Source organism: Streptomyces sp. NPDC054883 (genome assembly GCF_053610645.1).
In genome coordinates, this window is the sequence record NZ_JBSGYT010000022.1 from 111,204 (window position 1) to 117,203 (window position 6,000).

Below are 6,000 nucleotides of genomic sequence, written 5' to 3' on the forward strand. Positions count from 1 at the left end.
CGGGACCCGGCGTCGGCCGGACCCGGCGGGGGCGCTACCCTGAGCCGTCAACAAGCACCGAGAAGGGGTGGACCCAGTGGCGGACATCGAGAGCGCGCGGGCGACGTTCGGCAAGTTCGACGCGGACGGCGACGGCTTCGTCACGGCCGACGAGTACAGCGCGGCCATGAAGGCCATGGGTGACGCGTACGTCACCGGCGCCGTCGCGGACGCCGTCATCGCCGCCAAGGACGCGAACGGCGACGGCCTGCTGAGCTTCGACGAGTTCTGGAACGCCCTGAACAAGTAGTGCACGCCGGGCGGGGCCGCGTCACGCGGGCGGCCCCGTCATGTCCTCGACCTCGGCCAGCGCCTCATCCAGCCAGCGCAGCCAGAACGACTCCAGGCCGATCCCGCCGCGCAGCACGAGCCGGCGCAGCCGGTCCTCGTCGGAGTCCCGCCCCGGCGGGAAGTCCTTCGCCTCGATGGCCTCGTACTCCGCCAGCTGGCCCCGGTGCAGTTCCAGATGCCGCCGCAGCTCCCCGGCCAGCCCCTGCGGGCCGACGACGCCGGCCGCCCGCACCCGCAGCAGCAGGGGGTCCCGGATCGCCTTCGGGTCCTGGCTCTCGCCGACCCACCGCGCCAGCTCCGCGCTGCCGGCGGGCAGTACCTCGTACTCCTTCTTCTGGCCGCGTACGGGCACCTCGCTGGGCAGCGCCCGGATCAGCCCGGCCTCCTCCAGCCGCCCGAGCTCGCGGTAGATCTGCTGGTGCGTCGCGGACCAGAAGTACCCGATCGACTTGTCGAACCGCCGGGTCAGCTCCAGCCCCGAGGAGGGCTTTTCGAGCAGGGCGGTGAGGATGGCGTGCGGGAGCGACATGCGCTCATCCTAGGTTCGCGGCGGCCGCCGGTGCCCGTGCCGGGTCAGGCCGGGGCCCGGGCCCAGGCGGCCAGCGCCTCCGGGGTCCTCGGACCCGGCGCGTCCCCCGCCAGCAGGTCCCGCGCCCGCAGGAAGGCCGCCACCGCCGGGGACCACGCCTGGCGCAGCCCCGCCGACGCCAGCAGCTCCGGGTCCGACAGCAGGGCAGCCGCCGGGCCGACGCGGATGCCCGCCGGGGTGAGGACCGCCGCGTCGTCGGCCCAGCGCACCGCGAGGTCGACGTCGTGCGTGGCCATCACCACCGTCGTTCCGTTCGCGCGCAGGCCCGCCAGCACGTCCAGCAGCCGTTCCTGCCCGTCCGGGTCCAGGCCGGCCGTCGGTTCGTCCAGGATCAGCACCCGCGGCGCCATCGCCACCGCGCCCGCGATCGCCGCCCGCTTGCGCTGCCCGTACGAGAGCAGGTGCGTCGGCCGGTCCCGCAGGGCGGTGATGTCCAGCGCGGTGAGCGCCGAGTCGACCCGGGCGCGTACTTCGGCCGGCTCCAGCCCCATGTTCATCGGGCCGAAGGACACGTCCTGCTCGACCGACGCCGCGAACAGCTGGTCGTCCGGGTCCTGGACGACCAGCTGCACGCAGCCGCGCAGCCGGGTCAGCCCCGCCCGGTCGTACCTCACCGGGCCGCCGTCCAGCCGCAGTTCGCCCGCGCCCGGCCGCAGGCCCCCGCTCAGCAGCCGCATCAGCGTGGTCTTGCCGCTGCCGTTGCGGCCCAGCAGTACCAGTGCCCGGCCCTCCGCGATCGCGAAGTCGACGCCGGACAGCACCGCCGGGCCGTCCTCGTACGCGTAGCCCGCGCCCACCAGTTCCACCAACGGGTTCACAGGTACCGCCCCTTCAGGATGAGAGTCACGGTCACCAGCGCGCCCAGCAGGGCCGCCGACGCCGCCAGGAACCGCCACGACAGCGCCGCCCCCGGCACCAGCACCCGCAGCGCCCCGTCGTAGCCCCGCCCGGCCAGCCCCTCCTGGAGCCGCGCCGCGCGGTCGAAGGCCCGTACGAACGAGGTCGCGGCGAGCCCGGCCAGCGAACGCCACAGCGCGGCCCGGCCGGTGTGCCCGAGCCGGGCCGCCTGCGCCCGGTGCACCTGGGCCACCGAGTCGAGCAGCAGGAACCCGATCCGGTACATGACCAGCGCCACGTCCACCACCGGAGCCGGGACGCCCGCCCGCACCAGCCGGGGCAGCACGTCCGACACCGGAGTGGTGAAGGCGAACAACAGCACCCCGAGCGAAGCCGCCGACGTGCGCAGCAGCAGCTCCGTCGCGTGCCGCGGCCCGTCCGGCGCCAGGGAGACCGGCCCCGCCGGGCCCCCGACCGCGAACAGCAGCGGCAGCGCCCCGGTGAAGCAGAAGCCCAGCGGGATCCGGAAGGCCCGCCACAGCTGCCGTCCGGCCACCCCGGCCGGACCGAGCAGCACGGCCAGCGTCGCCGCCGCGACCAGCGGCCCGCCGGGCCAGGGCGGCAGGCCGACGGCGGTGACCGTGAGCCCGAGCCCCAGCAGCGCCTTCTCCAGCGGATGGCGGTGGCGCCAGCGGCTGCCGTGCGCCGCCACGTCGATGGGCAGCACCGGCTAGGACTCCGCCGGGGGCGCCGGAAAATCCTGTGGGCCGCCCGCCCGGGCGAGGCCCTGGCGGCGGCCCTTGCGCAGGCCGAAGTAGTAGGCGAGCACGCCCGCGCCGAGGGCCGCCTGGAGGGCGAACAGCGCCGACTCGACCTCCGCGGAGGGGGGTTCGTACAACGGCGAGAACCACGGTTCGTAGTCCGGCCGGATCTCGGTGATCGCCGACTCGGCCTGGCTGTCGGCGCCGGTGAACGGCTCCGCCTTGCCCTCGCCCATGCCCAGCGCGACCGGCAGCACGGCGAGCGCGGCCACCAGGAGCAGCAGCAGCGCGTTGATCTTCGTGTTCTTGCTCGCGCCGCTCATCGGGCCGCCGCCTCCTGCTCGGTGCGGGTGGTGCCGGCCGTCAGCCCGGCGACGCCCAGCCGGACCAGGTCCGACTTGCTGGACTGCATCAGCAGCCGCATGACCAGTACGGTCAGCAGCCCCTCGCTGACGGCCAGCGGGATCTGCGTGACCGCGAATATCCCGCCGAACTTCGCGAGCGCGCCGAGGAAGCCGCTCGCCGGGTCGGGGAAGGCCAGGGCGAGCTGCACACTGGTCACGCAGTAGGTGACGAGGTCGGCGAAGAACGCGCCGAAGAAGACGGTCACCATCAGCGGCACGCCGAACCGCTTGAGCAGCCGGTAGACGCCGTACCCCGCCCAGGGCCCGGCGATCGCCATCGAGAAGGCGTTCGCGCCGAGCGTGGTCAGCCCGCCGTGGGCCAGCAGCAGGGCCTGGAACAGCAGCGTGATCGTCCCCAGCACCGTCATGACCGGCGGCCGGAACAGGATCGCGCCGAGCCCCGTCCCGGTGGGGTGGGAACAACTGCCGGTGACCGAGGGGATCTTGAGCGCCGACAGGACGAAGGTGAACGCCCCCGAGGCACCGAGCAGCAGCGTGCTCTCCGGGTTCGCCTTCACCTCCCGGGTCAGGGCGCGGACACCGTGTACGACGAAGGGGGCGGCCGCGACGCCCCAGGCGGCCGCGTGCAACGGGGGCAAGAAGCCCTCGGCGATATGCATGAGTGGGGAGACCTCTCCAGCACCTCGTGGATGGACAACGCGCCCCGGCCGGTCTCCTGGCTCACGGGTACTGATGCCCTGGCTCCGCCTTCCCGGGGCCGAGCGGTCTCCCGCGCGGGCCCAGTGGCTTCCCGCTGGGGATTGGAGCCGGACTTCCCGATCACAGTGGCGAGGGCCGCACCGGTTTCCCACCGGTTTCCCGAACACCAAGGCCTCATGACCCTAGTCGGCCGCCCGGACGGGTCACAACCCGCCCCTTCCGGGCGCGCCCGCTGGTGGTCACGTCCGCCGGAACGCAGGGTGGCGGGGTGGCCGACGACTCCAGTTCCGCGCAGACCCCCCGGTACGGCGACCTGAGCGCCCTCTACGTGAACTGCACCCTCAAACGCTCCCCCGAGACCAGCAACACCGAGGGCCTGATCGCCAGGAGCCGCGCGGTGATGGAGGCCGCCGGGGCCCGGACCGCGCTCGTCCGCGCCGTCGACCACGACATCGCCACCGGTGTCTGGCCCGACATGACCGAGCACGGCTGGGAGAGCGACGAGTGGCCCGTCCTGTACAGCCGGATCATGGACGCCGACATCCTGGTGCTGTGCGGCCCGATCTGGCTCGGGGACAACAGCTCCGTGATGAAGCAGGTCATCGAGCGGCTCTACGCCTGCTCCTCGCTGCTGAACGAGCGGGGCCAGTACGCCTACTACGGCCGGGTCGGCGGGGCGCTCATCACCGGCAACGAGGACGGCGTCAAGCACTGCGCCATGAACGTCCTCTACAGCCTCCAGCACCTCGGGTACGCCATCCCGCCGCAGGCCGACGCCGGATGGATCGGCGAGGCCGGGCCGGGGCCCTCGTACCTGGACCCCGGCTCGGGCGGCCCCGAGAACGACTTCACCAACCGGAACACGACCTTCATGAGCTGGAACCTGATGCACCTGGCCGCCCTCCTGAAACGGGCGGGCGGCATTCCGGCGCACGGCAACCAGCGCTCGGAGTGGGACGCCGGGTGCCGCTTCGACTTCCCGAACCCCGAGCACCGGTAGCGCCGACGCGGTCAGCAGGTGGCCGGGTGCGGGAAGTCCAGGACGAACCGCTCCGGGGCGTGCAGCACGCTGGTGTTGTAGGCGGGCGGGGTGTCGAAGGCGGCGCCGAAGGTGACGTACCCCTCGAAGTCGCCGGTCATGGCCATGCCCTTGAGCTTGCTGAGGGCGATCTGCTGGAGCTTGGGCCCCACGTAGACGTTCCTGCCGGTGTCGTCGTGCCCGGCGGCGGGGTGCAGCCTGATCTCCAGGAAGTACTTCCCCGGCAGCGGGACGGGCTTGCCGGACCCGTCGTAGACCAGCTGGGAGACGGGCGTGACGGTGACCGGCGGGGCGGCTCCCTGGAGGTCGATGACGAGCCGGTCGTAGGTGCAGTGCCCGCCCCAGCGGGCGTTGGTGACCAGCGTGGTGGTGGCGGCGGAGGCCGGCGCGGCGAACGCGACCCCGGCGGTGAGCAGGGCGCCGGCGAGCAGCGCGGTGATCTGACGGCGACGTACGCGATGCATGACGTCCCCCCGATTCTGAGAGACGGGGACAGGGCTGACACTCCTGAAGACACCCGGAGCGCCACCGTGGTTGCACGGATCCCCGGTGCCGCCGCGGCATTCCTGGCAGGGTGACGGCGTGGACATGGACCGTGCGACAGGGGAGCACCGGATGCGCCGTCTCAGCCGTCTCAGCCGTCACCGCCTTCAGCCCCGTGCCGTGGTCGCCGCGGCCCTCGTCCTCGCCGCCACCGCGTGCGGGGGCGGCGGGGACCAGGAGGTCTCCCAAGAAGGCAAGGGCGGCTACCCGTGGGTCGCCACGGACGAGATATGCAACGCGCTGCCGTACGGCAAGCTGGCTGACCCGCTCGGGGCCCGCGAGGACGTGGCCGACCGTACGCGCAGGACCACCGGTGGCTACCCGGGCGCCGAGTGCGTCCAGCAGCTCGTCGAGCGCGGCCCCGCGGCCTACGGCGGCGCCAAGGTCGAGCTGGACTTCGCCTACGTACCGAGCGTGGACGAGGCGAAGGAGGTCTTCGCCAAGGTGCGGGGCGACGCGGGCAAGGACGCGCCGGGCGGCGCCCCGGTCGAAGTCGAGGGCGTGGGCAAGGAGGCGTACCGTCTCGCCTACACCAAGCCGGACGAGCAGCGCCAGGTCAGGCAGCTACGGGTGCGTGACAGCAACCTCATGCTGGACATCACGGTCACCGGGGAGGCGGGCAAACCCCCCACGCCGGAGAGCCTCAAGGCGCTGGACGACGCGGTGAACGACTTCGCCAAGGGCTGCCTGACCGCCCTCCGCAGGACGTAGCGAGCGTGCGGGAGGGCCGGGTGCGCCCGCCCGCCCGGCCCGCCCGCCCGGTCCCCCGCCGCCGGCCCCGGCGCCGGCACCGCCCACGCTTACCTTGACCCCGAGGCCGCCGCGGGCGGGGGGCGT

Annotated in this window: 9 protein-coding genes and 1 riboswitch; of the genes, 3 read left to right on the top strand and 6 right to left on the bottom strand. The window is 73.5% G+C overall.

The features are described 5' to 3' along the window. Positions 1–76 precede the first annotated feature (76 nt). Complete coding sequence (locus ACWGH1_RS18360) at positions 77–289, top strand: EF-hand domain-containing protein (protein WP_190183507.1); 213 nt, start codon at positions 77–79, stop codon at positions 287–289. A 21-nt stretch (positions 290–310) separates the two neighbouring features. On the opposite strand, the gene ACWGH1_RS18365 is transcribed toward ACWGH1_RS18360, so the two are convergent. From ACWGH1_RS18365 to ACWGH1_RS18385, 5 genes are read right to left on the bottom strand one after another with little or no spacing between them, the layout of a single operon-like run. Then, on the bottom strand, positions 311–859 hold the full coding sequence (locus tag ACWGH1_RS18365; protein WP_453354880.1) for a PadR family transcriptional regulator: 549 nt from the start codon (positions 857–859) through the stop codon (positions 311–313). A 44-nt stretch (positions 860–903) separates the two neighbouring features. Beyond that, positions 904–1,737: an ATP-binding cassette domain-containing protein gene (locus ACWGH1_RS18370; RefSeq protein ID WP_453354879.1), complete on the bottom strand. Its 834-nt coding sequence runs from the start codon at positions 1,735–1,737 to the stop codon at positions 904–906. Next, a complete protein-coding gene (gene cbiQ, locus ACWGH1_RS18375; protein ID WP_453354878.1) occupies positions 1,734–2,483 on the bottom strand; it encodes a cobalt ECF transporter T component CbiQ in 750 nt (249 codons plus the stop codon). The genes ACWGH1_RS18370 and cbiQ overlap by 4 nt, the downstream gene beginning before the upstream one ends. 3 nt (positions 2,484–2,486) lie before the next feature. Beyond that, positions 2,487–2,840 (bottom strand): energy-coupling factor ABC transporter substrate-binding protein, encoded by a 354-nt coding sequence (locus ACWGH1_RS18380; RefSeq protein ID WP_453354877.1) that lies wholly within the window; start codon positions 2,838–2,840, stop codon positions 2,487–2,489. After that, positions 2,837–3,541: an energy-coupling factor ABC transporter permease gene (locus tag ACWGH1_RS18385; protein WP_453354876.1), complete on the bottom strand. Its 705-nt coding sequence runs from the start codon at positions 3,539–3,541 to the stop codon at positions 2,837–2,839. The genes ACWGH1_RS18380 and ACWGH1_RS18385 overlap by 4 nt, the downstream gene beginning before the upstream one ends. Positions 3,542–3,570: 29 nt before the next feature. Beyond that, positions 3,571–3,767: riboswitch (cobalamin riboswitch) on the bottom strand. Between the two features lie 82 nt (positions 3,768–3,849). On the opposite strand from ACWGH1_RS18385, the gene ACWGH1_RS18390 reads away from it, so the two are divergent. Further along, positions 3,850–4,581, top strand: a complete 732-nt coding sequence (locus tag ACWGH1_RS18390) for a flavodoxin family protein (protein WP_453354875.1) — start codon at positions 3,850–3,852, stop codon at positions 4,579–4,581. 11 nt (positions 4,582–4,592) lie between these two features. Here the strand turns inward: ACWGH1_RS18390 and ACWGH1_RS18395 are convergent, their stop codons facing one another. Next, complete coding sequence (locus ACWGH1_RS18395; RefSeq protein WP_453354874.1) at positions 4,593–5,084, bottom strand: AMIN-like domain-containing (lipo)protein; 492 nt, start codon at positions 5,082–5,084, stop codon at positions 4,593–4,595. Between the two features lie 124 nt (positions 5,085–5,208). Here ACWGH1_RS18395 and ACWGH1_RS18400 point away from each other — a divergent pair, with 124 nt between their 5' ends. Then, positions 5,209–5,874: a hypothetical protein gene (locus ACWGH1_RS18400; protein WP_453408825.1), complete on the top strand. Its 666-nt coding sequence runs from the start codon at positions 5,209–5,211 to the stop codon at positions 5,872–5,874. The last annotated feature ends 126 nt before the right edge of the window (positions 5,875–6,000 follow it).